Source organism: Marinomonas sp., assembly GCF_965225885.1.
Taxonomy (GTDB): Bacteria; Pseudomonadota; Gammaproteobacteria; order Pseudomonadales; family Marinomonadaceae; genus Marinomonas.
In genome coordinates this window covers 1,813,449-1,839,138 of record NZ_OZ245329.1, presented here as the reverse complement: position 1 = coordinate 1,839,138, position 25,690 = coordinate 1,813,449, and the positions used below count along the sequence as shown (strand labels likewise).

Genomic DNA, 25,690 nt, shown 5'->3' with positions numbered 1-25,690 from the left:
CAGCTAACAAGAGTAACGCAATAAACCTTCCTGAGCTGTTGACGCTACCAACTCTCCTTTCTGATTAAAAATTTGTCCACGAACAAATCCTCTTCCCGAATCAGCCGATGGCGAATCCGCTACATAAAGCAACCATTCATCCAATCTAAATGGGCGATGAAACCAAATAGCATGATCCAAGCTTGCAGCAGTAAGGTAAGGGCTACCAATTGAAATACCATGAGGCATCAATGCGGTTTCAATGAAGCCATAATCTGTTGTATAAGCCAGCATAGATTGATGGATTAACGCATCATCAGGCAAAGCTGACACACTACGAATCCACATATGGCGTTTCGCAATCCCTGGACGAGGACGAAATGGGTTTTGATTTTCGACTATTCGATACTCAATGGGGCGATCTGCCGTGAATAAATCCCGCACTTTAGACGGAATTTCATCGGCATGTTCTCGATAGAGTGATAATTCGGACTTAAACGACTCTGGTCCCGGAACATTTGGCATAGCATCTTGATGGGCCAAACCTTCTTCCTCAATATGAAAAGATACCGTCATCGCCAAAATACTTTTCCCAAATTGTGAGGCAATCACTCGTCGGACACTAAAACTCCTTCCATCACGGACGGTTTCGACTTCGTATTCAATAGGATGAGATGAATCCCCTGGGCGTAAAAAATAACAATGTAGTGAATGAGGAAACCGTCCTTCAACTGTCTGAGTAGCCGCACTCAAACCTTGGCCAATAACCTGGCCACCAAATAGCTTGGGAAAACCGATATCCTGACTACGACCAATGAACTTAGTCGCTGACACACGCTCTAACTTTAATAAACCGATGAGATAATGAACGACTTGATTCACCGTTACCCTCCTATGCAATATGATTATCCATATTATGCCGTTTTTTTTAACTGCAGCTTGAACAAAAAACTCATAAAATACAAAAACACCAAGAATCTTGTCGAAATATTTTTTAGCACTTTGCTAAATAGGCATTTTTTTGCTTTGATGAACACTTAATCTGTGAGGTAATTTTTTCTTGGTAACGTCCGCTTTAATCGATCCATTTGGTCGAAAAATAGACTATCTACGCATCTCTGTCACCGATCGATGCGATTTTCGCTGTACCTATTGTATGGACGAAGATGTCACTTTTATGCCTAGAGACCATATATTATCTTTAGAAGAAATTGTTCATGTGGCAAAAACCTTTATATCCATGGGTACCAAGCGAATTAGAATTACGGGTGGCGAACCTTTGGTACGCAAAAACATCCTTTGGGCCATAGAACAAATAGCCAACACTGATGGTTTAGAAGAGCTCACCATAACAACCAATGGTTCTCAGCTTTATAAAATGGCGCAAAGCCTTCTCGACGTAGGCGTATCACGTATTAACATCAGCCTAGACACATTAAAAGCAGATCGATTTTACGCCCTAACTCGTCGGGATAAATTCCAACAAGTGATCGACGGTATAGAAGCCGCCAGTAAATTACCTTTTAAGCGCTTAAAAATTAACAGCGTGATGCTAAAAAACCATAATGATGATGAGCTTTTTGATCTTGCTAAATTTGCCTTAGATCACAAAATGGACATCAGTTTTATTGAAGAAATGCCGCTTGGCGTGATCACTGACCACAATCGTGCTGCAACATATCTATCTAGCGACAATGTCATCGATGCGCTTAGCGAGCACTATGAACTCACGCCGAGTTCAATCACCACCAGCGGACCAACACGCTATTATCAAGTGGCTGGTTATGATCATAAAATCGGTGTTATTTCACCACACAGCCACAACTTCTGCGACACTTGCAATCGTGTCAGACTAACGGCTGAAGGCCGCTTATTACTCTGCCTAGGCAATGAGCACTCAAAAGATTTAAGAACCGTACTACGTGATAGTTCATATTGCTCAACGATTTTAGGGTCAAAAAATCATGACTCAACAGAACTAAAAAACGCCATTATTGAGGCGCTAGCACTCAAACCCGAAAAACATCACTTTAATCTCGATGAAGCTCCACAAATTTTACGTTTCATGAGCGCAACAGGAGGCTAAACAAGGAATTCCCATGGCTAAAACACCAACACCTTTTCGACCATTAAATATCAGTGTCCTAACTGTTACCGATACTCGATCCATTGCTGAGGACACATCTGGTGATGCTCTAATTGAGCTATTAACTACAGCAGGTCACACACTCAATGAAAGAAAGCTAGTGAAAGACGACGTTTATCAAATGCGTGCCGTCGTTTCTAACTGGATAGCAGATCAAGACACCCATGTTGTGCTAATCACAGGTGGAACAGGATTTTATTCGCGCGATAGCACACCAGAGGCCATGACACCGCTGTTTGATAAAAACATCGAAGGCTTTGGTGAACTGTTTCGACAGATCTCTTACACAGAAATTGGCACATCCACTATTCAATCACGCGCTATTGCTGGATTAGCCAATCAAACGCTTATTTTCTGTTTGCCAGGTTCCACTGGTGCTTGTAAAACCGCATGGAATGGCATTTTAGAAGAGCAGCTTAATGCTTCTCATAGGCCCTGTAATTTTGTCAGTATGCTGATTGGCCCATACACTAACCAACATGAGGCATAACGAACATGGCCGCTTTGCTCGCCTTTGAGGACGCCCTAGAAGAAATTAAGCGCAGCGCTAGTGTTCTTGTAGAACAGCAAACAATCCCGCTTATAAACGCTCTTGGGCGCATTTTAGCAGAGGATGTAATCGCTGGAATATCAGTGCCGCCTCACGATAACAGCGCAATGGATGGCTACGCACTTGCTAGCCAAGATTGGCAAGACGGCAAACGTTTTACCGTTAGTCAGCGTGTTGCTGCTGGCCAGCATCCTCAGCCTTTAATGCCAGGTACCTGTGCTCGTATTTTCACTGGTGCAAATATTCCTTCCGGCGCTGATACCGTTGTTATGCAGGAAAACGCCGAACTAGAAGGTGACAAGGTCATCTTTACTAAACCGCCGACGTCTTCCGACAATATTCGACCGTTAGGGCAAGATATGCAGATCGGTCAAACGGTTGTTAAAGCAGGAGAGAAAATTACACCAATACACATTGGCCTTTTGTCTAGCCTTGGTATCACAGACATCATTGCCTATAAACAGTTGAATGTCGGTATCCTTACAACAGGTAATGAGCTGATTCCTACTAGTGAGAAGCTAAAAGAAGGCCAAATCTATAATTCAAATGGCCCAATGTTAAGCGCGCTTGTGGCTCAAGCTGGTCATAACGTTAGCCAATGTTTGCATGCAGCTGATACACCCGAAGACACAAAAACAGCTTTAAAAACCTTGATGCAATCCTGTGATGTTATTCTTTCGTCTGGGGGTGTTTCTGTGGGCGAAGAAGACCATGTAAAAGGAGCCTTGGAAAAACTGGGCAAAGTGCATTTATGGAAAATAGCCATTAAGCCTGGCAAACCACTTGTTCACGCCACGCTTGAAGGCATTCCTTTTCTTGGCTTACCCGGAAACCCAAGCTCAACGTTAGTAACCTATCATTGGTTCGCTCGTCTTTTGCTGTCCATCTGTGCAGGTCAAGTTGCGGAACTTCCCAAGTCTTATCCTGTCGACGCAGGCTTTAACCGAAATAAAGCAATCCAACGAGATGAGTTCTTAAGAGTTTCCATTGGTAAAGATGGTCTGGCTTACGCCCATCCGCAACAAAGCTCTGGCGCCCTGCTCGCAGCGTCTGAAAGCCAAGGTTACTTGCACATCAAAGCTAATACACAAGTCGTATACGGTCATTCTTATTCTTTTTATCCGTTCTCAGGCTTCTAACTTCCCTCTTTCTTCATAACTCACCTAAACTAAGAGAGCAGCATTCTAAAAAATCAGCATGCCGCTCTCTTGATTTGATAGGCACTAATAACCATTAGCACTCAAAAAAGGCGAAGAAAATGAGAGACATAGAATGGGAAAATTCCCTATATGAACATCAACACACCATGATCAAGCGGCTCGATGCTTTTCGAAAAGGAGCAAAAGTTGTCGAATATTCGAAAGATGAAACCATGGTAATAGAACATTCATTTCAGCTGCTGGTTGCTTCCATGCTGGACCTTGCTCGTTATGCTTTAAAACACCATTACAAAACCGAAATCTCTTCGCGCAAAGAAGTATTAAACGCGCTGATCGCGCATAAAGAGGTTACTTATGAGCAAGCAGAACAAATTAGATCGCTAATCGTTTTAAGAGATCGAATTCTGCATGATTATCTAGACGAAAATTTTGCTGATTTAGAAGAAGCGATGACACTTCGACGCTATAGCTTAGTGGAAGTGTTAACAAAAGAATGGATAACTCGCTTATCAAACCCGTCTTGATAAGCGCAAAGCATCTAGACTATACCGAAGCATCAAGAAAAGCCTGTCGTAATAACCCACGAAACCAAACATGGGCAGCGTCATGTTGGAAGCGCTCATGCCAAATCATTGAATAATCGAATTCGCGCGAAACAAAAGGCAATTCGTGTACGACAATTTCAGATACTGTCGCCGCCATATCTTCAGCAAACAGCTTTGGAACCGTCAACAATAAATCACTGTCCATTACAACTCTTGCTGCTGGCACAAAGTTAGGTAAATGCACCGAAACATGACGCTTATGACCCATTTTTTCCAACTCTCGATCAACCGCGAAATACTCTCGACGACCTAACACTACTTGCACATGGCTTGCTTGCAAGTAACTTTCTAATGTTAATTCGTCTTCAATTCCAGGATGATCTTTACGAGCCAAACAGACCATACGATCACTCTTTAAACGCATCGCACGAATACCGGCTGGAGGTTCTTTGGACAAAACAGCGACAGCCACATCAATATTCGTTTGGTCTAATTCAGCCACCATATCTTCATTCCAAGATTTTACATCCAATATAGCATCAGGCGCTTTTTGTCGAAATTGATCCAGTATTTTAGGCAAGACAGTTAATGTGCCAAAATCTGTGGTTGATAAGGTAAACCGACGTTTACTACTTTGAGGAATGAATTCACTGGGTTGAATGAGACTTTCAAGTCCCTTTAATGTGTCCGCCAAAAGTGGTGCCAAGTCTTGCGTTTTGGCTGTGGCGGATAAACCATGGGAGGTGCGAATAAATAACGGATCGTCGAACACATCGCGCAATCGTGATAATGAGCGACTGACAGCAGGCTGAGATACGTTAAGCCGCGTTGCCGCTTTCGTAACATTCAGTTCTTCAATTAAAACCTGAAAAACATACAGCAGATTCAAATCTATATCAGACAAACGTATTTCTGACAAAACAACACCCCGACAAGCTTGTTATAATTATAACTGAGAATCATAACAAGCTTTTAGGAATCACACTATCGCAACGCAAAAATTACATTTTCGCATTCACAACCAAAAGACCAAAGTCATGACAATGACTACAAAGACAACTCACGAATTTGTGCCGAGGTCATACCTAACAAATACAAAATGCCGTCTAGACCAAGGTTATTCATCGGGCATGGTGCCTGCTCTCTAACCAAAGGCTTAGCGTGTAAAGCCACACCTAAAGCAGCATGATTTAACATCAACAAATCGTTAGCGCCATCACCACAGGCAATCGTCTGTTGCCAATCTACATTTTGCGTTGCAACAATATTTGTCAGAAGTAACTTCTTTCGTTCACCATCAACAATATCTCCAAGGTACTTGCCAGTTAGTTCATTATTTTGAATTTCTAACACATTGGCATGCACTTCAGTCATACCATATTCTGCTTGAACCCGATCGGCAAAATAGGTGAAACCACCAGATAAAATCGCTGTATGCCAGCCATAATGATGTAACACCTTCATCAAGGTTGAAATACCATCCATATGTTGGATTCTGTTATAAACACCATCCATAACCTCGCTGCTCAAACCCTTTAACAAGGCTAGGCGCTGCACAAAACTTTCAACAAAATCGATTTCACCACGCATTGCGCTCGCGGTCACAGCGGAAATTTGCTCACCGATTCCAGCTTCTACCGCCAGCTCATCCATGACTTCCGCCTTAATAAGCGTGGAATCCATATCGAATACAGCAACACCCGGTGTTTTAATATCTAGCATTGTCGACTGATAAATATGATCAATACCAGTATCGTTAGATAAATTAAGGAGCTCAGCACGAATAGTAGCGCTATCAAGTACACCGTCACCAATCATAACTTGTGCCACAGAAACGGCATCATGGGTATCTGTCAACAGACGAATAGGCCCTTGCAAACCTCGCGCGTCTAACCAAGCGTTAAATTTATCAAGATATTCAGGGTTCAAAGAACCAATAAGAGTAATACTGGCAGACATAAACGCTCCTAATTCAATAAGACGCCTACTATAGCAAATCGTTTTCTTTTCGCTAAGCACCTGTTCTACTTTAAAGAATTCAGAAAACGGCCGTTATGATGTGTATACTTTAGTCACTGTCATTTGAGTTACCCCGAAGGAAGTTAATGGACACCCAACCGAAAACTAAGGCTATCGCTGCTTTTATACGCAAAAAACTCAGTGCGTCAGCCATTACCGTTGCCACCTTTATCTCGCTTATGATTCTCACTGTGTGCATATTTTGGTACACAATGACTCACGCGCTAGGCAATTATTTATCGCAACAAACTGAAGTGCTAGGCAGCAGCCTAGCCACTCAAGCCGCATTCAATGCCACACAGTCCATCCTAAACAACGATTTATTAAGCTTAAATGTGTTACTCAACCGTCTTGTTGTCGATGACAATATTTTGAGCGCCAGAGTCTTTAATAAAAAAGACGAGCTGCTGGCCGAAGCAAACAGTGGCAATGCAGAAATGCAATCTGAACAAGACTTCCGACCAAGTGATACACGACGTGTATACAGTTCCAGCATAAAATTCAGAGACGAGATTGTTGGGCATGTATTAATTACGCTAGACAAAACGCCTGCTCAGGCTACATTACAACACCTAAACCATTTGTTAATTGGCGTAGCCATTTTTACCTGCACCATTGCATTATTGCTTGTTATCCTAATTACAAAGTGGCTTTTTGCACCAATCAACGATGCCTCTTCTGCCCTCATAAACTACAGCAAAGGCCGAAAACCAGCCGAATTAGCAACGCCAATATACAAAGAAGCAAAGGCATTATTCCAAGCAGTTGAAACAATACAGTCCATAACTCCACCTAAAGAAGTTGTCGAAAAACCGATTAAGCCAGAGGAAGAAAACGTCGCTTCAACGGCAAAGCCTCAATTCGAAATCAACTTCGACGCCATCTTCGAAGAATCTAGACAGCGCAGCTGTGTTCTCTATTTTGACATTATCAATTTAGAAGAGTGGCACGAAGGAATGACACCGCTGCAGGTAGCCAATTTATTAACGCCGATCTACCGAGCTATATTTCAGGCCAGTGACGTCTATTTAGGCCAAGTTCACCAATACAAGAATGATTCTGTCATCATTCTTTTCAGTGCCCATAACTGCGAAGATAACCTTTATATTAATGCCGTGAGTACGGCACAACTTTTCTTAGGATTAGTGGATAAACTATTAGAAAACGAACTGTATGAAGATATTCCTAAACTAAACTTTCATTTAGGGTTACACCAAGGCAACACTCAAATTACTAACATGGTGAAAGAAAGTCGCTTCGATCCAGAAAAGATTGAAACCATTTTGAATAATGTCCATCAGCTCAGCCAGTCAGAAAGTATAAACAAACTGGTCATTAGTGATGATATTTTCACCCTATCCCATATTCAAAACCGAGTTTTTACAGGCCTTCCAGAAGTGATTGATGACAATGGCACAGAAATCTTAGCCTATGAAGTAAAAGGCATGTCAGATAAATACAAACAACAAATCCAGCAGCATATTGTTGAAATCGCCAACCCAGAAGATCAGCAAGACAACGCTTTGTAGTTTTGTCATAAAATTCTGAGTCAAAAAAACCCGCTTATATGCGGGTCTTTTACAATATATTTTATGTATTAGACTGGGCTCTAATCATCAAACCGAATCACGTCGTCTAATGACAGCCCTTCCTTATCCATAATCAGACGCAATTTCCGTAGCGCCTCAACTTGGATTTGACGAACACGTTCACGCGTTAAACCGATTTCAGCGCCAACATGCTCTAACGTGCTAGCTTCATGCCCACGTAAGCCAAAACGACGTGTAATGACCTCACACTGCTTCTCACTCAATTCATCAAGCCAAAGCTCGATACTGCTCAAAACGTCACCATCTTGACGATCTGCTTCTGGCCCCTGATGAAGAGTATCCGCTAAAACTTCTACCAAACTCTTATCGTTGTTGTCACCCCCGAATGTCGCATCAATAGAGCTAACCTTTTCATTCAGGCCAAGCATCTTTTGTACATCTTCCACGGGGCAATCTAGCATTTCTGCAATTTCTTCTGCACTAGGCTCATGATCTAACTTTTGAGTGAGTTCACGAGCTGCACGTAAATAAACATTAAGCTCTTTCACTACATGAATAGGCAAACGTATCGTTCGTGTTTGATTCATAATGGCGCGTTCAATGGTTTGTCGTATCCACCAAGTCGCATAAGTTGAAAAGCGGAATCCTCGCTCAGGATCGAACTTTTCCACTGCTCGAATCAAACCTAGGTTCCCCTCCTCAATTAAATCCAGCAGAGACAAACCTCGATTTAGATAGCGTCTAGATATTTTAACCACTAAACGCAAATTACTTTCTATCATGCGCTTACGCGCTTTTTGATCACCTTTTAAAGAAAGGCGAGAAAAGTACACCTCTTCCTCCGCAGTAAGCAATGGAGAAAAGCCAATCTCGCTCAAATACAACTGAGTAACATCAAGGTTACGGCTAGAATCGGCCTCTGCATAACGGGCGCTTACTGCCGATTCAAATTCTTCATCAACTAAATCCTCATCGATGGCTCCATCCCCAGCGACAGCATCATCAACGAGATCATCATCTAGTGAATCAAGATCAAAATCTCCAACATTCAAAACTTTAGCTGCTTCTTTATCCCTATTTGCAAACTTCATGTCCCCTCCTTAAAACGCTAATTTCGCTTAATTCATTTTGGGTAAAACATTTAGCGGATCGATCGGTTGACCATCGCGACGAACTTCAAAATGAAGTAGTGGTCTATCGTCGCCCTTGCCACCAATAACAGCAAGAGAGTCACCTGCTCGAACATTTTGCTTTTCCTTCACTAATATCCTTTCGTTATAAGCGTAAGCACTCAGATAAATATCATTGTGTTTCACGATGACAAGATTCCCATAGCCAATAAGACCGCTACCAGCATAAACAACCGTACCATCTGCTGCCGCTTTTACTAATGCTCCTTCCCCAGCCTTTATATCTATACCTTTACTACTAACGCCAGCATTTGAAAACCCCCTAGTGACCTGACCATCGATTGGCCAAGACCAACTACCCAATATTTTTTCGTCCTTGACGTCGTTTTTTGGCAATTTTTTTGGCGCTTTGGCATAAACAACTGGAGCAGATTTAGAAGGTATAGTTTTGGTATTTGATGCCACCGAAGGAGAAGGTGATACTGAATTAATTGGTTCCGAAGAGGTCGAATTTTTAGTCCCACCAAGACGAATTTTTTGCTTAGGATAGATAGTATAAGGTGCGTCGATATGATTTAAATCAGCCAGCTCTCGATAGTCTAATCCATAACGAAAAGCTATAGAAAACAAGGTCTCACCGCTTTGGACACGATGGACACCAGAAGAAGGAACAGAAGCGACACTGGCATTGTTAGAGGCATAAGTACGATTATTTTTTGCTGAGTAATGAAGTATCTCATAAGAGCATCCAGACAATAAAAGACACAATAAAACCAGCCGACTTATTAACCAAGTTAGCGACAATATATTATGTCTTTTAAAGCAACTGCAAAAAATAATTCTTTACCCCAATATCCACTTCAAATTAATTATTAATATTTGTCGAGTTTCGTAAAAAAATGTAAGAAATAAGAATAACACTCAAAAAGCCGACAAAAACAAACCCTATTGGCAGCAAAAAATCGGTCGGCCAATAATAGTTAGGTAAATCCCAAGGTAAAATAAGATGCTCTTCTAAAGGGAGTTTTTTGTGACCAATAACACTCCACGTATCCGTTACCTTCCACGGCCAGACTTTCACTAAAGCACCTAGCATAACACCTGTCAGAAATGACAAAGTCATCGACCTGGCATGATTAAGCAAATAATGAAGAACTTTAGAAAAGCTCAACAGCCCAATTAAAGCACCTGCGGCAAACACGACAATAACAGCCAAATCTAAGCTCTTAACCGCTGAGAGAATGAATCCGTACATACCAAGCATGAGCAACAAAAAACTGCCCGAAATACCTGGCAAAATCATTGCACAAATCGCAATCATGCCCGAGAAAAAAACCATGGTGTAAGAGGTATTTAATTGAGTTGGAACAAGCAATGACAAGCTAGCACCAGCAGCAACCCCGATAAGCAGACCGACAAAATGACGAAAAGAAAAACCAGCTATTTGATTAATCAAAAAATAAGCAGAAGCTAAAATGAGACCAAAAAAGAAACTCCACAAATAACTAGGATACTCAGCTAAAAGATGCGTAATTAAACCTGCAAGCAAAAAAATACTGGTCACAATACCAGCGCCTAATGACAACAAAAAAGCACCATCAAAATGCCGCCACAAAGCCTTTATGTCGCCCTTGAATAACATAATTACACTGTCTTTATTTACACCACTCAACGAACGAATAAGGCGATCATAGACACCTAAAATAAAAGCAATGGTTCCACCTGACACGCCGGGAATAACATCTGCCGCCCCCATTAACAACCCACTCAAATACACTTTAAGCCATTTAGGCATGTTCCATTCCTTCTAATAAGGGCACAAAATACGCCGATTCTGTACCTAAACATTTCCACCTATCACCTTTCTTTCGCCAACAACCTATATGTGGGCTAGGATGATCAATCGGCATAATTAAAATACCTTGTTGTTTCAAACAATCCGTCAAGGCCAGCGGAATTTTGCTTGCCATTGCCGTAATAATAACGGCGTCCATTTCTACTTTATTAGGCCATCCACTCTGACCATCGCCAAATAAATACTCGACATTCTTGATTCCCATCGACGACAAACGCTTTTTAGCTTGTAAATAAAGCGGCTCATGGCGCTCAACGGTATGAACTTTATTAAAAAAGTGCGACAAAATTCGGGTTTGATAACCAGACCCAGTACCAATTTCTAACACACGACCCAGCCGAGAATGAGCTAAAAGCCATTCCGTCATTTTCGCCACCGTAAGCGGCTGGCTAATGGTTTGATTACGACCGATAGGAAGTGGCGTTGCTGAATAAGCCAAATGTGAAAACGCAGGCTCGACAAATTCATGACGAGGAAGAGCAGCCATTAAAGCCAACAACTCTTCATGAGTAATTCCTTGCTCTCTAAGTTGATGAATCATCTTAGAGGCCCTAGGCTCAGTATGTGAAACTAACCAATTAAGATCATTCAGGCTCATAACGTTATGGTGTCTGTCCATTTTTCAAGAGGGGATTTTGCTTCATAACACGTCATATCCGTATGAATTGGCGTAATAGAGACATAACCGTTTTTCACAGCACAAAAATCTGTGCCTTCTGACACATCATGAGGTTCAGACAAAGCACCGATCCAAAAACTTGGTAAACCTCTGGGATGTTGAGCTGAAATAGGCGCTTGCGCCTTATGACGATAACCGAGACGTGTCACTTGTATGCCTTTTAACTCTTCATAAGGAACATCAGGGACATTAATATTCAATAAGATACCGACTGGCAAAGTAAGGGCGTGAGAATCCTTCAAAAGCTGCATAACAACCTTTGCTGCGGTATCAAAATGCTGATTCCCAACTAAAGACACCGCCAGTGCAGGACGCCCCAAATGACGAGCCTCCATCGCCGCAGCAACCGTACCGGAATAAATCACATCGTCGCCCAAATTCGCCCCGTGATTAATCCCAGAAACCACCAAATCCACATCGCCATCAACCACACCAGACAAGGCGAGGTTGACACAATCTGTTGGCGTGCCATCAACTCGATACTGACCCTCCGTAACCTTTAACGGCTGTATTGGGCGAGACAAGGTCAAAGAGTTACTCGCACCACTGCGATTACGATCTGGCGCCACCACTAAAATAGCGTATTCTTGCTGTAAATACCTAGCCAGTATTTGTATACCAACCGCATCAAGGCCATCATCATTAGCGATCAATATTCTCATGGTATTTCTCTGTCGATTTATCCGTATAATCTATCATTTCGCGCAATAAGCTGGTCGCAAAACATCCTTTTGGCAAGGCAAATTCCACGATCAGTTGCGCATTCCCTTCTTTCTCTCTTAGCAATTCCCAGGCCATATTCATTGGCACAAGGCGCGCCAATCGGCTGTCTCTAGAAAGGTCAAAGGCAATTAAAGCATCGACTATATCCAACCTTTCAGATAAAGAGTCTTTCATTGCTCGCTCACGCTGAGGACCTGTGCCAGCTTCCCAACCCTCGCTAATCATAGGTAAAACGGGGCTTACCGTACCGCGCAGTACACTTAAATGCATCAAGGCATCGACTTCTTTTACGCGGAATTGCTCATCTTTATGCTGAAATTGCGCAATATCACCATCACATAATCGCATCCACATACCGTTTTCAACTTGATCACTTAGCGCCTCATTGAAGCACCAAGAACGAATAGCCGATAACCAAAAGGATTCTGTCTTTGATAATTTACGGCGACTTTGCCGCCCTTTTAAAACAAAACCTTTGCCGTTATGCAAATTATTACCGTTTATTCCAAAGCGTTGTGGGCCATAATAATTAGGTACGCCAGCTTGTTTAATGAGATTCAAACGACCTTCTAGTTCGTCTAAATCACCATTAACACCACGCAGTCGGATAACAAAACGATTCGCTAAATGCGCGCCGGTACGAAGCTTTTTAGAATGGCGCAACTGCGCAATTACTCGAACACTTTCCGGCTCTCTAAATGCTTCCTGAATGGTCGTTAAATCTGGTTCTTGATTTAATACATGCAGACAGAACCATTGACGCGTACAAGCATGGCGATCTTTTACACCACTGTAAGTTACTTTGTTCGGAGCAATACCGGCAATTTGAGCCAGGCGTTTAGCAAGGAAGTCAGTATTTACCCCTTCCTTTTCAATAAACACAAAGCAAAATTCACCTTTGCCATCAGGTTCAAAACCTAGCTGCTCTTCAACATAAAAATCTTGTACATGGGTTTTCAAATCCCCGGAAACCGTCGGCTTTGACCAAGCGTATCGCCATTCGGTATTCATATTTGATCCTGTTTAAAAATGAGAGCAACCGCCTCGACAGCGATGCCTTCTTTTCGACCAGTAAAGCCAAGCTTTTCCGTCGTCGTTGCTTTTACATTCACAGCACTGATATCCACCGCTAAGTCTTCGGCTATATTTGCTCGCATAGCATCAATATATGGACGCATTTTGGGTGCTTCAGCAATAATGGTGACATCAACATTGCCCACACTAAAACCTAGAGCTTGTATTTCTTGGTAAGCACGCTTTAATAAAATTCGACTATCCGCACCAGCAAAAGCCACATCGGTATCTGGAAAATGCTTTCCAATATCCCCCAATGCCGCAGCGCCTAACAAGGCATCGGTCAAAGCGTGCAATGCGACATCTCCATCAGAATGAGCAATCAAACCCTGAGAGTAAGGGATTGAAACGCCACCAATAACAATGTGATCGCCTTCACCAAATTTATGAACATCAAAACCATGGCCAATACGAAAAGGCATCATGATAGTTACTCCTGTGCTATGAATTGCACTTACTGTTTGAACCTAACATATAAGAAAAAAGCGCCTCAGCAATCAGCAGATCTTCGGGTAAAGTGATTTTAATATTGCTACTTTCTCCGACAATAAGATCTGGATGCCAGCCGATAAACTCCATCGCAGAACATTCATCTGTCACCATGACGCCTTGTGCTTGAGCTTGCTCCAATGCATCGAATAATGCTTGGACAGGGAATTTTTGTGGCGTCTGCGCCAACCAAATAGCACTTCGGTCAAGTGTGGCATCAACCGACGGTTGATCTGATACCTGAAGCTTCACCGTATCTTTTGCTGGCATTGCCAACAACGCACCTTGATCAGAGGCATGATGAATAATTCGATTCAGCGCAGCTTGGCTTAACAAAGGGCGCGCGGCATCATGAACCAAAACATCTTGCTGAATTATATCTACTGTATCCAGCAAATAGCGTAAACCTTTCTGCACGGTGTCGCTGCGCTCTTTACCGCCAACGAAGCTATGAACTAAATCATGCTGCTGCCATTTTGAATCAGGCCAATAGGCATCGTTTTCACCCACACCTATCAGCACACCTGCAATAAGCGGATGCGAAATGAAAATCTCGATAGTGCGGTCTAGAATAGTTTGACCGGCAAGAGGTAGATATTGTTTGGGACAATTCGCTTGCATACGCTGGCCAACACCAGCGGCGGGAATGATAACCCACAAAGGCTTTATCATTTTTTATTCACCATGCGATAAAATACTTCACCATCTTTTATATACTGAAGTTCGCTACGAACATGCTCCTCTACCGCTTCTTCTCCAAGACGAAGATCATGAACTTGCGCTCTAAGAGCTTGATTACGGTGCTTCAGGCGTAAGTTAATACGCTCTTGATAGGCGATCTGCTTTGCTAGCTCTTCTTGTCGCTTAACGCCCTGCTCACCAAAATACAAATGATAAGATTGATAGCCCACGGCACAGACAAAGAAGAAAATTAACAAACGTGCCATACACACCCTCAAAACTAAAAAAATACATTCCCATTACCATAAAATTAAAGCCAAAGGAATTGAAGCAAAAAAAAATAAAAAAAGGGAGAACCAAGTTCTCCCTTTATTAAATCAGGCGATATTAAGCCTGACCTTTGATCTCAGAACGACCTTTATAAGGTGCTTTACCACCTAATTGCTCTTCAATACGTAGCAATTGGTTGTACTTAGCAACACGGTCAGAACGGCATAGAGAACCTGTTTTAATTTGACCAGCCGCTGTACCAACTGCAAGATCTGCAATCGTCGCATCTTCGGTTTCACCAGAACGGTGGGAAATGACTGCTGTAAAGCCAGCGTCTTTTGCCATTTTAATGGCCGCTAACGTCTCAGTTAAAGAACCGATTTGGTTAAACTTGATTAAGATAGAGTTAGCAATACCGTTATCAATACCACGCTTCAAAATCTTAGTGTTAGTAACGAAAAGATCATCACCCACTAATTGGATTTTATCACCCATTAGTTTAGTTTGGTGTGCGAAACCATCCCAGTCAGACTCATCAAGACCATCTTCGATAGAAACAATTGGATATTGCTTAGTAAGGTCTTGCAAGAAGAAGTTGAACTCTTCTGAGGTGAATTTTTTACCTTCACCTTTAAGGTCATAGATATTGGCTTCTTTGTCATAAAACTCAGAGGCAGCACAATCCATCGCCAAAGTGATGTCTTTACCTAGCTCGTAACCAGCAGCTGCAACGGCTTCTTTGATAACAGCCAAAGCTTCAGCATTCGATGACAAATCCGGTGCAAAACCGCCCTCATCACCAACCGCAGTACTTAAACCGCGATCACTCAATACTTTTTTCAGAGCATGGAAGATTTCAGCACCATAGCGCAAAGCTTCACGGAAATTTGGCGCACCAACTGGTTGAATCATGAATTCTTGAATATCAACGTTGTTGTCTGCGTGCTCGCCACCATTGATGATGTTCATCATAGGCACAGGCATTGAGTAAACGCCTGGTGTGCCATTGATGTCTGCAATATGAGCGTATAATGGGACTTTCTTAGAAATCGCTGCCGCTTTCGCCGCTGCCAAAGAAACCGCCAAAATAGCGTTAGCACCAAAAGTAGATTTGTTTTCTGTGCCATCAAGATCAATCATAATGTGATCAAGTTCAGCTTGAGCAAGGGCACCTTTGCCGATCAAAGCGTCACGGATTGGACCGTTAACTGCTGCAACGGCTTTTAATACACCTTTGCCTAGATAGCGACTTTTGTCACCATCACGCAACTCTAAAGCTTCACGAGAACCGGTAGAGGCACCAGACGGTGCACACGCTGAACCTACGGAGCCGTCTGCCAAAATAACATCAGCTTCAACGGTAGGGTTACCACGAGAATCTAAAACTTCTCTGGCTTTAATATCAACGATTTGACTCATAACAAACCTCTTAAAATAAATGAAAAATCACAAACTGCCTGTTTGCACGACTGAGTCCTTTGCACGATGTTACGAGTGAAGCCAAGACGAAGCAAAAATAGACGAAAAAGCGGAGTTTATAAATTATAAATGAGCATTTTGAGTCTATTTTTAACAAAGTATTGGCAAGCACAGTAGTCGTGCGAGGGGCTCTATTTATTTTTCTTTTCCTGCGTATTTTAGTGCCGCATGTACAAAGGCACTAAACAGGCCGTGTCCATATCTAGGTGTTGAAGTAAATTCTGGATGGAACTGACAAGCAACAAACCAAGGGTGATCAGCAATTTCAATCATCTCTACCAAGGAATTGTCTTCTGAACGACCGGAAATCGTCAGACCAGCTTTTTCCAACGCATCAACATAAAAGTTGTTTACTTCATAACGATGACGATGACGCTCTTTAATGACTGCTTTACCGTAAGCGTCAAAGGCTTTTGTGCCTTCAGTAAGATTACAGTTCTGCGCGCCAAGACGCATTGTGCCACCTAGATCGGATTCCTCTGACCGGATTTCTTTGGAACCCTCTGCATTAGTCCATTCTGTAATCAGACCAACAACTGGGTTCTCTGCTTTTAAATTAAACTCGGTGCTGTGCGCACCGGCTAAATTTGCCACATTACGAGCAAATTCGATTACCGCTACTTGCATACCCAAACAAATACCTAAGTAAGGCACTTTGTTTTCACGAGCATACTGAGCCGTCAATATCTTACCTTCAACACCACGCTCACCGAAACCACCAGGAACGAGGATTGCGTCCATTCCTTTTAGTACTTCCGTACCTTTTTCTTCAATGCTTTCAGAATCGATGTAATGCAATTTCACTTTTGTACGGGCATGAATACCAGCGTGATCCATTGCTTCAATCAAAGATTTATACGCATCCAACAACTCCATGTATTTACCAACCATGGCGATATTGATTTGCTTCTCAGGGTTCAATTTAGCCTGAGTTACTTTGTTCCAGATATCTAGATTTGGCATATCGCAATCTAGATTGAAATATTCAACGATCAAGCTATCTAGGCCTTGGTCATTCAACATCTGTGGAATGCGGTAAATAGTGTCGGCATCAGGAAGAGAAATAACCGCACGTTCTTCAACGCTAGTAAACAAAGCAATTTTCTTACGCTCTGGCGCTTCAATAGACACTTCAGAACGACAAATCAGAATATCAGGTTGAATACCGATAGAGCGAAGCTCTTTTACGGAATGCTGAGTAGGCTTGGTTTTGGTTTCGCCAGCAGTACGAATATAAGGAACCAGTGTCAAATGCATGAACAAGGCGCGACGTGGACCCAATTCTACTTTTAATTGACGAATAGCTTCTAAAAAAGGTTGTGACTCGATATCACCAACGGTACCGCCGATTTCAACCAAAGCAACATCTGCGCCTTCGGCACCAGAAATAACGCGGCGTTTGATTTCGTCAGTAATATGAGGAATGACTTGAACAGTGCCACCAAGGTATTCACCACGACGCTCTTTCTTCAGAACATGTTGATAGACACGACCACTGGTGAAGTTATTGCGTTTGCCCATTTTGGTGGAGATGAAACGCTCGTAGTGCCCCAGATCTAGATCAGTTTCAGCGCCGTCTTCTGTGACATATACTTCGCCGTGCTGGAAAGGACTCATGGTGCCTGGATCCACGTTGATGTATGGATCTAGCTTTAGCATGGTGACTTTTAGACCACGAGATTCAAGGATTGCGGCCAGAGATGCGGCTGCCAAACCTTTACCAAGAGATGAAACTACACCACCTGTAACGAAAATATATCGTGTCGCCATGAGTGTTTAACCCGCCTTAAAATATAAAAAAATGAGATTTGAAAGCACATAACAATATACCTTCAGGACGGGGGAAAATAATAACATCGGAAGGCATTTCACTCAATGTAAAACACAGTTGTTTTACATTGAGTGAAAGATCAACACCAAGAAAGGCGAGGCCAGTGAAAGCAGAGCTACAAGTCTAACTCTAAGACAGGTGTTTTAGAGCGTGAACAGCAAGGCATAACTAACTTGCCTTGAGCATGTTCTTTATCGGTTAGAAAGACGTCTCTGTGATCAGGAACGCCGTCTATAACACCTGTTTGACAAGTTCCACATACACCAGACTCACAAGATACAGCTAGGAAAACACCGTTTTCGTCCAAGGCTTCAAAAATACTTTGATCCGCTCCAACATCAAACATCTCACCAGTACTGTGGATTTTCACTTTAAATGCAGTATTTTCACTTACATTTTCATCGAGTGCAGGGGCCGCAAAAAACTCACGATGCAAACGCTCTTCAGGCCAACCCAGCATTTTTGCTTGTAACAGCACGTAATTGATAAAGTCAGCAGGACCGCATATGTACAGTTCAGAATCATTAGAATGACGTGACAAAACATTCACCACGTCCATTCGACCAGAACTCGCCACCTGGCTAAAGTGAAAATGCATTTTGTCAGCAAAAGAACTACTTTCTAGTGCGGATGAAAATGCCGCCGTTTCTGGTGATTTTGCGCAATAATGAAATTCAAAAGACAAGCCTTTTTTCTGCAGCTGCTGCGCCATTGGAAGCATTGGTGTCACGCCAATGCCACCAGCGACCAAGACACTATGGCGTTTTGTTTCCATCAAAGGAAAGTGATTCTTCGGCTCACTAATCGACAAAGCATCGCCTATAGTCAAGCGATGCACTTCTGCCGACCCACCTCTTGATTGCGGATCTTTTAAAACCGCAATTTCATAATATTGTGCTTCGGTCTGCAAACGACACAATGAATATTGGCGAATCAAGCCGCTAGGCAAATGAATATCAATATGCGCCCCAGCTTCAAAAGAAGGCAATCCAGAACCATCTACAGAGCCCAACACCAACCGAACCACGCCTTGCGCTTCGGTAACAACATTTCTTACCACTACCGGAATCATCTGGCTCTCCTAACCTATTATTTTTTTAAAAACTAGGGAGTAACTTATATCACACCCTAGCTGGCATCGATTAAGCTAAAATGACACTGTTTGAAGCGGTGCGCTCACATTAGATGCTGGCGACTTAGATTGCTCTTTGGCCGTCTGCTCTTTAGCAATAAGTCGATCAATCACTCGTCTTGACTGAACGCCACCGGCATCAATATCCAGTTTTAATAAATCATAGTCTGGAAAAGCCAATAAGTTCTGCTGTTGGCGCTCAAGCACTTCCAAATCTTCAGAAAAGATTTTGCCCTGCCCTTCGCGAATGGTATCGGTTAATGCTTGATCTTCTGGTTTGAAATTACGTGCCATACCCCAGAAATACCAAATAGAGGTTTCTGTTTCTGGTGTAATAAAATCCACTACAGTACTGCTGGCTTTTTTCTCAGCTGGCGCATCAAAGCCCCCGTTTCCTGCATGGGCAACACCAACATCAATCATCACATGAGAAGGTGGACTAAAACGACAAATCTGCCAACGATCCACTAAAACATCGTCAGCCAAACCATTACCACGTAACGCTGCTTGCCAAAACGGTGGTGCCATAATATTTTCCATGAAGCGACTGGTAATAACCTTATCGCCATCCACCGTAGTAGAAACAGGAGACTCATCGATTTCTTTCTGCCCAATACTGCTGGCATGAACATAAGTCTCGTGAGTCAAATCCATCAGATTATCGACCATCAAACGATAATCGCAGTTGATATGATACAAGCCACCGCCATAAGCCCACTCAGGATTTACCGCCCATTCTAAATGAGGAATCAAAGCTTTATCTGCTTGAGATTGGTCACCCGGCCACACCCAAATAAAACCATAGCGTTCTTCAACCGCATAGGACTTCATACAAGGAAAGCCTTTAACTCGCTGCAGTGGCATTTCTTTAGTTTTACCATCGGCTCCCATTTTTAAACCATGGTAACCACACACCAAAAGACCTTCTTCGACATAACCTAAAGACAAAGCGGCACCGCGGTGTGGGCAAAAATCCAATACCGCAGCTATTTCGTTATCGTGGGAACGGTAAAAAGCAATGCTTTCACCGCAAATTTTACGACCAAGAGGTTTGCTGCCCGCAACCTCTTCAGACATGGCTGCGACATACCAGGTATTTTTGGGGAAAGTTTGCTGACTCATTGGAATTCTCCTGCTTTTATTTTTATTTATTGGATCCAATATAGACAAAACAAATCAGAAAACAATATAGTTATGCATTAATTGGATCCACTTAATGCATAATGAATAATAGCTTTCACCCTAAGCAATTGATAAATAAAAGCTTCCTCATTGGATCCAATTATTCCTTTTTCATCTATATTTACGTTATGATTATTTTTTACATAAAAACGCTGAGGCAAGAGTAATGAGCACTTCCCAATGAGTACGTTCCAATGAGTAAACCTGGACAACAAGTAATCAGTCGATTACGACAAATGATTTTGTCTGGTGAACTAGCGTCAGGACAACGCCTTGCTGAAATTCCAACTGCAGAGCAACTTGGCGTATCACGCACTCCGGTTCGCATTGCCTTTCGAACCCTAGAACAAGAAGGTTTGCTGACTAAATTAGCGGGGCGCGGCTACATTGTCCGTCAAGTGACGCAAGCAGAGATTAGCGGTTCTATTGAAGTACGAGGAGTGCTGGAAGGCTTGGCTGCAAGGCAAGCAGCAGAAAATAAGTTATCAAAATCGCAGGCTAATGAATTGCTGCAACTGTTAAAACAAGGCGATGAATTGTTTGTCAAAGGCAGCATTAATGAGCAAGACCTCGTCATCTACCACGACATGAACCAGCGTTTTCATCAAATCATCATAGAAGCCAGTTTAAATCCAGCCATAGCTGAAGCCTTAAGTCGTAATGAGCATCTACCTTTTGCCTCTGTCAGCGCACTGGCATTTGACCGTCATAATCTGGCCCAAGAATATCGCCGTTTTAATTTTGCCCATATGCAGCATCATGCAGTATTTGATGCTATCAGCCACGGACAAGGAAGCCGCGCTGAAGCCATCATGCGTGAACACGCCAATGCCACACACCGCTACGCAAAAATATTTTCCCAAATGGAAGAAAACGGTGAAAAAATGCACGTTTTGAATAATATGAGCTCGCTAGACTAAGACAAATCCGTATTACCAAGCGGCACTTCTAAGGCGTTACTAATACCAATAGGTTGCCCAACCATTTCGTCATAGGCACTTTGATGGCAAAGCACCATAGCACCTACCGTTTTACCTTTAAACAAAGCTTGCAGATCTAACTTATTATGACTAGTGAGGAAACGCCCTGCGTCTGTTTGTATGTATTCTTCTTTGTTTCCTATCACCACCGACAGCTGATATAAGTTTGACTCCAAAGAATGCAGTTTCACCTTATCGACATGAGAAATTTTTTTAAGTTCTTTTAACAACATAACGACGCACCTTCACTGTTTTCTTTAATTACGCATTTAGTCATCATTCAGTTCACATAAAAGTACGAATCGTGGAAATAAGTTCATGCTAAAGTATTGTGATGAACAATAAGAACAGGAAAAACCATGACACTCCTTGATATTAACAACAGCTATAAAAACTCAGCGGATGTGCAAACCGCATTAGGTAAAATCCAATCCTGCCTAGACAAACCAAACCGTACTCTAATCGGTTTAACCGGTGGACCAGGTTCAGGGAAAAGTACGCTCGCGGGTTATTTGCTTGATTACTTTACAAAGCAGCAAAACACACACGTCATTTGTCTTTCAATGGATGGTTTTCACCTTTCTAAAGCCCAGCTTCATGCTTTACCTAATGCAGAAGAAGCTTTCGCTACACGAGGCGCTCCTTGGACATTTGATAGTACGGCCTTCATTGAACGCGTAAAGAAAATTAAACAGGCCTATCAACAAGACGATATTTTATGGCCAAGCTTTGATCATGCGCTTGGTGATCCAATTGAAGATGATTTATCGATAAAGAAAAAAACGAAAGTCATATTAGTTGAAGGATTGTACTTGTTACATCAACAAGATGGCTGGCAAGAATCGAAAACCTTATTTGACCAACATTGGTTTTTAGACATTCCCATTGAAGTAGCAATCGAGCGTTTAGCAAAACGCCACATGAAGGCTTGGGGATTCAGTCATGAGCGAGCCATGGACAGAATCAATAAAAGTGACGGTTTGAACGCTGAATTAGTTGCAACATATAAAAATCAGGCAGATTGGTTATTAAGAGTCTAACGCTTCTCTAGACTTTCTCCCTGTTCTTTCAGGTTATGTTTTTTTAAATTATGCTCTTTGGGCCGCAATGGCTTCAGCACTTCTTTCAAAGGTCAGATTAATCCGTATGAACATGCCTTGTATCGCTTCAACTTGGTTAGCGTCCTCGACCAAAGAAGCTAAGTCGGCGTAAAGCGAGTCGCTAGCTTTTTCGAATTGATCATCAAAACGTCCTTTGCTCGACTCTAAAAAAGCATTTGCCAGCGACTTTTGCCAAACTTCCAAAGATTCTAAACGCTTTCCAGCCAAGCCTTCACAGACTGAACGCACTCGAATCGAAACATGCCCTAAATTCAATGCAGTCAAAGCCAAATCTGTAATAGCACGAGATTTAGAACCTTGATCATAATTGGTCAAACGCAATAACCGATCCGCCATACGTCGGTTGAACCAAGTCGATGGTCCATTGTGTTGGTTAATTTCCAATAAATCTTGATACGTGGTTTTGAAAATTCGATGTACCAAGAGCCGAACGCTGGGCCCAGTGATCAAATGAAACACCCAAAACAAAATACTCACGCCAACAAAAATGGCCATCGCCGTGCTCAGGGTAAAATCAATAGAAAAGGCTCGACTCATATCACGACTAGGACTAACAAGAATAGAAAAAGGAATACTAAAGCCCAAGCCATAGGGCAAAGTTTGTTGATCCGCGAGTAGCAATAACCCAAAAAAGTAAGGAGCCGCCAAGACAAGTAGCAAAATTTCTAATTGTCCGGTGCTCTGAGAAAGCAGATTTAAAGCAAAGAAAATCGCGACGATCACCGCCGCAATCACACCAATTAGAAGCCTTTTTAGCACGATTCTTAGAATCATCAATGGCAACCTAGCCAGCATGATCGAAAAAATCACGGGTAAAATCATGATCATTAATGCAGACGTCGATCCTGTACTCACCCAAATACAAGATCCTATTGAAAACACCACCATGGTTCTGATACCAATAATAAGACCCGCTAAAGGATCTCGGTAGGTCAACATACTCGGCGCATTCAACAAGGTATTATCACGCTCTTCTAATGCTCGAAAAGCGCGCAGCAAAACCGTTAGATCAGCGGTAATTTCTGACGCAATATTCAACATATGGGATTCAAAAGGCGAATCGGCATCGTTATTGGCGCGATAATCAGCAAGGTCCCGACGCAAGACTTTTACTTGCTCCAAGCAATATTCAAAATCACTGGATTCTGCAATACGACCAAATGCTTCTCGTAATCGATCAAGCAGCTGTGTCAAAGCTGACGTCATTAACTCTTGATGACGTCGTTGTAAACGCCCAAATATTTGTACCAATGCCAATAAAGACAAGACTTTCTGAGCCAATTGATTGGCTGCTCTGGTTCTTCCTGGACCTTGCGGACCTTCGTAACTGGCGGCACTAGAATCTTCGCTGACCATGCCTAATGTCGCCATAATACCGTCAATTTGCTTATGACGAGTCTCATGCGAGCCAGCTTTATCTAGCTCTGTGACTAAATATTGCAATGTTTGATTAATGACCGACCGCGCTTGCCGTTGCAAACTTTCCTTAACTTTCACAGGCCAGAACATATGACTAACAACACCAGCACAAATAGAGCCAATGATTATTTCACTCACTCTCGCTTGAGCGATATCAAACACCGCTTGGCTACTGGCCATTGGAGGATTCACCATCACCAGCAAAACAATAAGCTCTGCTGTGACGGCTGCCATCGCAAAGGCGTAAACAAAATTAGCTTGTCGAACCATAGCTGACAAAGCGGAGTTTAAACCCAACCATAACGCCAACACACTCAAAGCCAAATATGGGTAATCAATTAATTGAGTGAGTAAAAAGATACCAAATAAACCACCCACAATCGTACCAATAATCTGACAAAGCGCTTTTTCAAGCACCAAGCCGTTTTCAGGACGCATTTGTAGAAAAACCGCAGAAACCAATGCCCAATAAGGTCGATCAAGATTTAAAAATAAGGCTAGAGTTAACGCCATTGCCATAGCAATGACGCCTTTTAATGCAAAGATAATGGCCTGTTTTTTTGGGAAAAACAGATTCTGAAAAACGATTCCCAAAATACTCTCCTTACTGCTTAGTAAGATGAATAGTGGCCGTCATACCCGCACTAAGCTGAGTGCCTTCTGGCAAAGGATCCAATTCAATATCAATAGGGATTCGCTGAGACAATCGCACCCAATTAAAGGTTTGCTGTATTTGTGGCAAAAGCTGACCATTACTTTGAGTATTGGTGTTTGCTATGGCTTTGCCAATGCTCACCACATGACCTGTTAATGGCTTGCCTCCGCTCAACAAGATGATTTTGGCTTGTTGATTTAAATGAACCAGCGGTATTTTAGTTTCCTCAAAATAGCCTGTTACATAAAAAGAATCCGACTGAACAATGGCAAAGACCGAAGCACCTTGACCAACATAATTCCCCTGACGTAAATTCAAGTTAATGATATGCCCTGATACTGGCGCATGCACTTGCGTTCGGTCTAGATTAAGCTGAGCTGTCGCTTGCTGAGCGACAGCCAAATCATAATTGGCTTTGGCGATTTCGGTACTGATACGCGAAGATTCTAAATCTTCAGCGCTAATGGCTTTTTGACTAAGCAATGCCGTACGTCTTTCATACTTATGTTTCGCCAACTGCCAAGAATAAAAAGCATTTTCTGTATTAGCTTTGCTTTGATCAAATGCCGCTTGATAACGCTGTTGGTCAACACTGAATAGTAAATCACCTTTGGTAACGGCTTGATCATTGGTGATATTCAAATTCGTCACCCAACCAGACACATCAGGCGCAACCGTTACTATATCGGCTCGAATGCGGCCGTCACGCGTCCAAGGGGAATGCATATAATCGTTCCACACCCAACGACCAGCAAATATGGCAGCCACAATGACCAATAATGTCACTAAAATACGTAGATATTTTGCCATTGATTTATCTTCCACCTAATACATAAACAGTTAGCGCCAAATAACAAACAAACAAAGACACCTCAAACCAAGATACTTTCCATATACGATCATGCCAGCCTAAACGATGCAGGGAAAACCGCGTAAGTGCTGCCAATATGAACGCAATCGGAAAATAAACGACCAAAGGGCTAAACTCTAGCCCACCAAAAACAACAACATGAAGCATTATAAATATCCTGTCGTATTAAG

Annotated in this window: 27 protein-coding genes; 7 read left to right on the top strand and 20 right to left on the bottom strand. The window is 42.4% G+C overall.

Features of this window, described 5'->3' with window-relative positions; genetic code table 11:
* Positions 1 to 3 precede the first annotated feature (3 nt).
* Positions 4 to 861, bottom strand: a complete 858-nt coding sequence (locus tag ACO05V_RS08705; protein ID WP_421849773.1) for an acyl-CoA thioesterase — start codon at positions 859 to 861, stop codon at positions 4 to 6.
* 178 nt (positions 862 to 1,039) lie between these two features.
* Here ACO05V_RS08705 and moaA point away from each other — a divergent pair, with 178 nt between their 5' ends.
* From moaA to ACO05V_RS08685, 4 genes are all read left to right on the top strand, one after another.
* Positions 1,040 to 2,065 carry a GTP 3',8-cyclase MoaA gene (moaA, locus tag ACO05V_RS08700; RefSeq protein ID WP_421849770.1) on the top strand — a complete coding sequence of 342 codons (1,026 nt, stop codon included), beginning with the start codon at positions 1,040 to 1,042 and terminating at the stop codon, positions 2,063 to 2,065.
* 13 nt (positions 2,066 to 2,078) lie between these two features.
* Entirely contained in the window at positions 2,079 to 2,615 is a 537-nt protein-coding gene (moaB, locus tag ACO05V_RS08695; RefSeq protein ID WP_255828327.1) for a molybdenum cofactor biosynthesis protein B, read from the top strand.
* Between the two features lie 5 nt (positions 2,616 to 2,620).
* Positions 2,621 to 3,814, top strand: coding sequence for a molybdopterin molybdotransferase MoeA (locus tag ACO05V_RS08690; protein WP_421849767.1), 1,194 nt, complete (start codon positions 2,621 to 2,623; stop codon positions 3,812 to 3,814).
* Positions 3,815 to 3,933: 119 nt separating this feature from the next.
* Positions 3,934 to 4,359: a HepT-like ribonuclease domain-containing protein gene (locus tag ACO05V_RS08685; RefSeq protein ID WP_421849764.1), complete on the top strand. Its 426-nt coding sequence runs from the start codon at positions 3,934 to 3,936 to the stop codon at positions 4,357 to 4,359.
* Between the two features lie 19 nt (positions 4,360 to 4,378).
* Here the strand turns inward: ACO05V_RS08685 and ACO05V_RS08680 are convergent, their stop codons facing one another.
* Complete coding sequence (locus ACO05V_RS08680) at positions 4,379 to 5,299, bottom strand: LysR family transcriptional regulator (RefSeq protein ID WP_421849761.1); 921 nt, start codon at positions 5,297 to 5,299, stop codon at positions 4,379 to 4,381.
* A gap of 128 nt (positions 5,300 to 5,427) precedes the next feature.
* Entirely contained in the window at positions 5,428 to 6,339 is a 912-nt protein-coding gene (gene serB / locus ACO05V_RS08675; protein WP_421849758.1) for a phosphoserine phosphatase SerB, read from the bottom strand.
* Positions 6,340 to 6,485: 146 nt separating this feature from the next.
* On the opposite strand from serB, the gene ACO05V_RS08670 reads away from it, so the two are divergent.
* Positions 6,486 to 7,928, top strand: coding sequence for an AhpA/YtjB family protein (locus ACO05V_RS08670; RefSeq protein ID WP_421849755.1), 1,443 nt, complete (start codon positions 6,486 to 6,488; stop codon positions 7,926 to 7,928).
* A gap of 80 nt (positions 7,929 to 8,008) precedes the next feature.
* Here the strand turns inward: ACO05V_RS08670 and rpoS are convergent, their stop codons facing one another.
* The 13 genes from rpoS to ACO05V_RS08605 form a co-directional block, all read right to left on the bottom strand.
* Positions 8,009 to 9,040, bottom strand: a complete 1,032-nt coding sequence (gene rpoS / locus ACO05V_RS08665) for an RNA polymerase sigma factor RpoS (RefSeq protein ID WP_421849751.1) — start codon at positions 9,038 to 9,040, stop codon at positions 8,009 to 8,011.
* A gap of 27 nt (positions 9,041 to 9,067) precedes the next feature.
* Positions 9,068 to 9,709 (bottom strand): peptidoglycan DD-metalloendopeptidase family protein, encoded by a 642-nt coding sequence (locus ACO05V_RS08660; protein ID WP_421849748.1) that lies wholly within the window; start codon positions 9,707 to 9,709, stop codon positions 9,068 to 9,070.
* Between the two features lie 235 nt (positions 9,710 to 9,944).
* Positions 9,945 to 10,874 (bottom strand): DUF368 domain-containing protein, encoded by a 930-nt coding sequence (locus ACO05V_RS08655; protein WP_421849745.1) that lies wholly within the window; start codon positions 10,872 to 10,874, stop codon positions 9,945 to 9,947.
* Positions 10,867 to 11,532, bottom strand: a complete 666-nt coding sequence (locus tag ACO05V_RS08650; protein WP_421849741.1) for a protein-L-isoaspartate(D-aspartate) O-methyltransferase — start codon at positions 11,530 to 11,532, stop codon at positions 10,867 to 10,869. Before ACO05V_RS08650 ends, ACO05V_RS08655 begins: the two co-directional genes overlap by 8 nt.
* The gene (gene surE / locus ACO05V_RS08645) at positions 11,529 to 12,275 is read right to left on the bottom strand and encodes a 5'/3'-nucleotidase SurE (protein WP_421849739.1); all 747 of its coding nucleotides are present in this window, start codon (positions 12,273 to 12,275) and stop codon (positions 11,529 to 11,531) included. Before surE ends, ACO05V_RS08650 begins: the two co-directional genes overlap by 4 nt.
* On the bottom strand, positions 12,256 to 13,347 hold the full coding sequence (gene truD, locus ACO05V_RS08640; RefSeq protein ID WP_421849736.1) for a tRNA pseudouridine(13) synthase TruD: 1,092 nt from the start codon (positions 13,345 to 13,347) through the stop codon (positions 12,256 to 12,258). Before truD ends, surE begins: the two co-directional genes overlap by 20 nt.
* Entirely contained in the window at positions 13,344 to 13,835 is a 492-nt protein-coding gene (gene ispF / locus ACO05V_RS08635) for a 2-C-methyl-D-erythritol 2,4-cyclodiphosphate synthase (protein WP_421849733.1), read from the bottom strand. The genes truD and ispF overlap by 4 nt, the downstream gene beginning before the upstream one ends.
* A gap of 16 nt (positions 13,836 to 13,851) precedes the next feature.
* The gene (gene ispD / locus ACO05V_RS08630) at positions 13,852 to 14,571 is read right to left on the bottom strand and encodes a 2-C-methyl-D-erythritol 4-phosphate cytidylyltransferase (protein ID WP_421849730.1); all 720 of its coding nucleotides are present in this window, start codon (positions 14,569 to 14,571) and stop codon (positions 13,852 to 13,854) included.
* Entirely contained in the window at positions 14,568 to 14,846 is a 279-nt protein-coding gene (locus tag ACO05V_RS08625) for a septum formation initiator family protein (RefSeq protein ID WP_012069014.1), read from the bottom strand. Before ACO05V_RS08625 ends, ispD begins: the two co-directional genes overlap by 4 nt.
* Before the next feature lie 121 nt (positions 14,847 to 14,967).
* The gene (gene eno, locus ACO05V_RS08620; RefSeq protein WP_421849726.1) at positions 14,968 to 16,269 is read right to left on the bottom strand and encodes a phosphopyruvate hydratase; all 1,302 of its coding nucleotides are present in this window, start codon (positions 16,267 to 16,269) and stop codon (positions 14,968 to 14,970) included.
* A gap of 195 nt (positions 16,270 to 16,464) precedes the next feature.
* Positions 16,465 to 18,099 carry a CTP synthase gene (locus tag ACO05V_RS08615; RefSeq protein WP_421849723.1) on the bottom strand — a complete coding sequence of 545 codons (1,635 nt, stop codon included), beginning with the start codon at positions 18,097 to 18,099 and terminating at the stop codon, positions 16,465 to 16,467.
* A gap of 176 nt (positions 18,100 to 18,275) precedes the next feature.
* Complete coding sequence (locus ACO05V_RS08610; RefSeq protein ID WP_421849720.1) at positions 18,276 to 19,232, bottom strand: PDR/VanB family oxidoreductase; 957 nt, start codon at positions 19,230 to 19,232, stop codon at positions 18,276 to 18,278.
* A gap of 75 nt (positions 19,233 to 19,307) precedes the next feature.
* On the bottom strand, positions 19,308 to 20,414 hold the full coding sequence (locus ACO05V_RS08605) for a Rieske 2Fe-2S domain-containing protein (RefSeq protein WP_421849717.1): 1,107 nt from the start codon (positions 20,412 to 20,414) through the stop codon (positions 19,308 to 19,310).
* Between the two features lie 254 nt (positions 20,415 to 20,668).
* On the opposite strand from ACO05V_RS08605, the gene ACO05V_RS08600 reads away from it, so the two are divergent.
* Positions 20,669 to 21,394 (top strand): GntR family transcriptional regulator, encoded by a 726-nt coding sequence (locus ACO05V_RS08600; RefSeq protein WP_421849714.1) that lies wholly within the window; start codon positions 20,669 to 20,671, stop codon positions 21,392 to 21,394.
* Here the strand turns inward: ACO05V_RS08600 and ACO05V_RS08595 are convergent.
* Positions 21,391 to 21,687, bottom strand: a complete 297-nt coding sequence (locus ACO05V_RS08595; RefSeq protein ID WP_421849711.1) for a DUF6482 family protein — start codon at positions 21,685 to 21,687, stop codon at positions 21,391 to 21,393. The genes ACO05V_RS08600 and ACO05V_RS08595 overlap by 4 nt on opposite strands.
* A 126-nt stretch (positions 21,688 to 21,813) precedes the next feature.
* Here ACO05V_RS08595 and ACO05V_RS08590 point away from each other — a divergent pair, with 126 nt between their 5' ends.
* Entirely contained in the window at positions 21,814 to 22,494 is a 681-nt protein-coding gene (locus ACO05V_RS08590) for a hypothetical protein (RefSeq protein WP_421849708.1), read from the top strand.
* A 48-nt stretch (positions 22,495 to 22,542) separates the two neighbouring features.
* Here ACO05V_RS08590 and ACO05V_RS08585 read toward each other — a convergent pair whose 3' ends face one another.
* From ACO05V_RS08585 to ACO05V_RS08575, 3 genes are read right to left on the bottom strand one after another with little or no spacing between them, the layout of a single operon-like run.
* A complete protein-coding gene (locus ACO05V_RS08585; RefSeq protein ID WP_421849705.1) occupies positions 22,543 to 24,588 on the bottom strand; it encodes an FUSC family protein in 2,046 nt (681 codons plus the stop codon).
* 10 nt (positions 24,589 to 24,598) lie between these two features.
* The gene (locus tag ACO05V_RS08580; protein ID WP_421849702.1) at positions 24,599 to 25,459 is read right to left on the bottom strand and encodes an efflux RND transporter periplasmic adaptor subunit; all 861 of its coding nucleotides are present in this window, start codon (positions 25,457 to 25,459) and stop codon (positions 24,599 to 24,601) included.
* 4 nt (positions 25,460 to 25,463) lie between these two features.
* The gene (locus ACO05V_RS08575; protein WP_421849699.1) at positions 25,464 to 25,667 is read right to left on the bottom strand and encodes a DUF1656 domain-containing protein; all 204 of its coding nucleotides are present in this window, start codon (positions 25,665 to 25,667) and stop codon (positions 25,464 to 25,466) included.
* Positions 25,668 to 25,690: the final 23 nt, after the last annotated feature.

Coding starts and splice junctions, on each gene's coding strand:
- rpoS (WP_421849751.1), bottom strand. CDS start 9,040: ATGAAGTTTGCAAATAGGGATAAAGAAGCAGCTAAAGTTTTGAATGTT.
- moaB (WP_255828327.1), top strand. CDS start 2,079: ATGGCTAAAACACCAACACCTTTTCGACCATTAAATATCAGTGTCCTA.
- ACO05V_RS08590 (WP_421849708.1), top strand. CDS start 21,814: ATGACACTCCTTGATATTAACAACAGCTATAAAAACTCAGCGGATGTG.
- ACO05V_RS08610 (WP_421849720.1), bottom strand. CDS start 19,232: ATGATTCCGGTAGTGGTAAGAAATGTTGTTACCGAAGCGCAAGGCGTG.
- ACO05V_RS08625 (WP_012069014.1), bottom strand. CDS start 14,846: ATGGCACGTTTGTTAATTTTCTTCTTTGTCTGTGCCGTGGGCTATCAA.
- ACO05V_RS08670 (WP_421849755.1), top strand. CDS start 6,486: ATGGACACCCAACCGAAAACTAAGGCTATCGCTGCTTTTATACGCAAA.
- ACO05V_RS08580 (WP_421849702.1), bottom strand. CDS start 25,459: ATGGCAAAATATCTACGTATTTTAGTGACATTATTGGTCATTGTGGCT.
- ACO05V_RS08650 (WP_421849741.1), bottom strand. CDS start 11,532: ATGAGCCTGAATGATCTTAATTGGTTAGTTTCACATACTGAGCCTAGG.
- ACO05V_RS08690 (WP_421849767.1), top strand. CDS start 2,621: ATGGCCGCTTTGCTCGCCTTTGAGGACGCCCTAGAAGAAATTAAGCGC.
- ACO05V_RS08605 (WP_421849717.1), bottom strand. CDS start 20,414: ATGAGTCAGCAAACTTTCCCCAAAAATACCTGGTATGTCGCAGCCATG.
- ACO05V_RS08685 (WP_421849764.1), top strand. CDS start 3,934: ATGAGAGACATAGAATGGGAAAATTCCCTATATGAACATCAACACACC.
- ACO05V_RS08595 (WP_421849711.1), bottom strand. CDS start 21,687: ATGTTGTTAAAAGAACTTAAAAAAATTTCTCATGTCGATAAGGTGAAA.
- ACO05V_RS08575 (WP_421849699.1), bottom strand. CDS start 25,667: ATGCTTCATGTTGTTGTTTTTGGTGGGCTAGAGTTTAGCCCTTTGGTC.
- serB (WP_421849758.1), bottom strand. CDS start 6,339: ATGTCTGCCAGTATTACTCTTATTGGTTCTTTGAACCCTGAATATCTT.
- ACO05V_RS08615 (WP_421849723.1), bottom strand. CDS start 18,099: ATGGCGACACGATATATTTTCGTTACAGGTGGTGTAGTTTCATCTCTT.
- truD (WP_421849736.1), bottom strand. CDS start 13,347: ATGAATACCGAATGGCGATACGCTTGGTCAAAGCCGACGGTTTCCGGG.
- eno (WP_421849726.1), bottom strand. CDS start 16,269: ATGAGTCAAATCGTTGATATTAAAGCCAGAGAAGTTTTAGATTCTCGT.
- ispD (WP_421849730.1), bottom strand. CDS start 14,571: ATGATAAAGCCTTTGTGGGTTATCATTCCCGCCGCTGGTGTTGGCCAG.
- ACO05V_RS08655 (WP_421849745.1), bottom strand. CDS start 10,874: ATGCCTAAATGGCTTAAAGTGTATTTGAGTGGGTTGTTAATGGGGGCG.
- surE (WP_421849739.1), bottom strand. CDS start 12,275: ATGAGAATATTGATCGCTAATGATGATGGCCTTGATGCGGTTGGTATA.
- ispF (WP_421849733.1), bottom strand. CDS start 13,835: ATGATGCCTTTTCGTATTGGCCATGGTTTTGATGTTCATAAATTTGGT.
- ACO05V_RS08600 (WP_421849714.1), top strand. CDS start 20,669: ATGAGTAAACCTGGACAACAAGTAATCAGTCGATTACGACAAATGATT.